Here is a 1,897-nt window from a genome sequence, read left to right as displayed (position 1 = left end):
TATGGAAAAACAAACAGATGGAAGTCCAGAATCGGAGCTTGGGTTATTCTTCGGTGAAGTTGGCGCCTTAGAAAAGCAAGCGAGAGAATCAAACCTTCACGGTGAAGGTTTGAAAGAGGATTCTAAAATGTTAAGCGAAGTCTTGTTTTCTGAGAAATCAAAAGATGAGGGTCATCTTTTGAAAGTAGGATCAAATGAAAAATCAAAAGATCAGGGTGATAGTTTGAAAAACTCAAATTCTTCTACTGAAGAAGTGAAATCAGGATCAAACAATGACCCTCATCGCTTGAAACAGGGAGAACAAAAGAAAGAAGCATCTTTTTCGATCGAAACCAAAACTGAAGGATCAAAAATTCATCCTGAATCTTTGAAAATCGGATCAGAAGAAAAATCAAACGACCAGGGTGATCGTTTGATCGGGAAGTCAGTCGAGTTAGCCAAGAAAGTATCGGAGAATGAAAACATACCTTTTGGAACGGCAAAGCGTTATGTTTCGGAGCTCCGAAAAGAACTCAAAACCAAAGAACCGAAGCAAACCGCAAAAAAAGAGAAATCGGCCCAGAAAGAGGAAGTAAAGAAGAGCCCAAAACAAGTATTGCAATCGAAGGTAAAAGAGTTTCAAAAGAAGTATGGGAAGATGAGTTACACACAGAAGGAAGCGGCTTTAGAACGACTTTTGAATTCTCTAAGGAAATTGAGGAAGCAACAAGCGGATTTACACAGAAAGAATGGATTAGGTTCTAAGGACTCAGAGCTTGTAGAACTACTAACGTCAGTGGGTCAACAAAAGAGAATTTGGAAGATGAAAGTATGAAAAGCAAAAACGAGACAAAAAGCGGATTTGACCCAAGAATGACGGAGGAAGAAACTTCCATCCAAAAAAGAATGAAATCGTATCGGAAGAGATATGAAAGTATGGGTTCTTTAAAGAAGAGAGAGGAAGTCAAAACACTATTACAAAAACTGAAAGTATATCGCAAGAAGATCCAAAAGTTGATTCTTCAATTGACGAAAGTGACGGAACAGGAAATCGAGATTGAGAGAAAACTCAGAGTGGTCGGAGGAAGGTCGATCCACTGAAGGAAAATGGAAGAAATTAGGTAAAAAAGTGAGGAAAAAAACAGTCGATTTTTCACTCACTTTTCCTACATTTTCCTCACTTGAAATTATCCTTAATTTATCTGAAGTTGGAAAGTAGAAAAAGGATTGGACAAATCGCTGAATCGAGGTCGAAATCAAAGAGGGAAAGAAATGGTAAAGACTTTAACATTAGAGTTGCCGGTTGCAACTGGAGAAGCGTTAGAGAAATTGAATTTAGCGGGAATCTGGAAAGACAGAGAAATTGGCGACAGTACAGTTAAGAAAGAAGTTAGCGAGTCGGAATGCTGATTGATTCGGATTAAGAAGCGATTCACGAAGTAAAATGTAACGTAGATAATGAATCAACTGGAAGACGTATTTAAAAGAAAGATCCGATTTACCGAAGAAAGAAAGAAGCACATAGGGGGATCATCCTGAGATGTCTGGACAAGAGGAGAGGATTGTAGAGTGTTTATTGTCTCCGGAGCAAGTGAGACAATCCCGAACGGATGAGAGAGTGGAATTATTTTACAAATATTTTGCCGACACTTTAGTTGGTGACAAATATCTTTGTGTAGTGATCAAGAATGGAATAGACGATTTATTTCTTGTCACAGCGTATTTTACCGACAAGGTAAAGGAAGGAAAGGTATTATATGGATAGAGAGATCAAGATATATTTCGACAAAGAGTCTGACTACTTAGAGGTTCTCTTTGAAAGAAAAGAAGGTATTTTTAAAGAAACGGAAAATGATGCTGTAATGGAAAAAGTGGATACTTTGGGCAATGTAATCGGTTTTTCGATTCTCCAGGTAAG

3 protein-coding genes and 2 pseudogenes are annotated in these 1,897 nt (G+C 38.0%); all 5 read left to right on the top strand.

Annotated elements, in window-relative coordinates:
* Positions 1–814, top strand: a pseudogene (locus tag LEP1GSC062_RS23755) (ParB N-terminal domain-containing protein); the annotation flags it as partial.
* The gene (locus LEP1GSC062_RS20160; protein WP_020985333.1) at positions 811–1,080 is read left to right on the top strand and encodes a hypothetical protein; all 270 of its coding nucleotides are present in this window, start codon (positions 811–813) and stop codon (positions 1,078–1,080) included. The pseudogene LEP1GSC062_RS23755 and the gene LEP1GSC062_RS20160, both read left to right, overlap by 4 nt.
* 171 nt (positions 1,081–1,251) lie before the next feature.
* Entirely contained in the window at positions 1,252–1,389 is a 138-nt protein-coding gene (locus tag LEP1GSC062_RS24180; protein ID WP_167324057.1) for a hypothetical protein, read from the top strand.
* 48 nt (positions 1,390–1,437) lie between these two features.
* Positions 1,438–1,744 (top strand): annotated as a pseudogene (locus tag LEP1GSC062_RS25710) (hypothetical protein).
* The coding region (locus tag LEP1GSC062_RS25200; RefSeq protein WP_020985332.1) for a DUF2283 domain-containing protein at positions 1,737–1,897 on the top strand (161 nt) is incomplete at its 3' end. The pseudogene LEP1GSC062_RS25710 and the gene LEP1GSC062_RS25200, both read left to right, overlap by 8 nt.

This window comes from Leptospira alexanderi serovar Manhao 3 str. L 60 (assembly GCF_000243815.2).
GTDB lineage: Bacteria > Spirochaetota > Leptospiria > Leptospirales > Leptospiraceae > Leptospira > Leptospira alexanderi.
Note: the sequence above shows the minus strand (reverse complement) of the source record. Positions and strands in the feature narration are given on the sequence as shown.

Coding starts and splice junctions, on each gene's coding strand:
- LEP1GSC062_RS20160 (WP_020985333.1), top strand. CDS start 811: ATGAAAAGCAAAAACGAGACAAAAAGCGGATTTGACCCAAGAATGACG.
- LEP1GSC062_RS24180 (WP_167324057.1), top strand. CDS start 1,252: ATGGTAAAGACTTTAACATTAGAGTTGCCGGTTGCAACTGGAGAAGCG.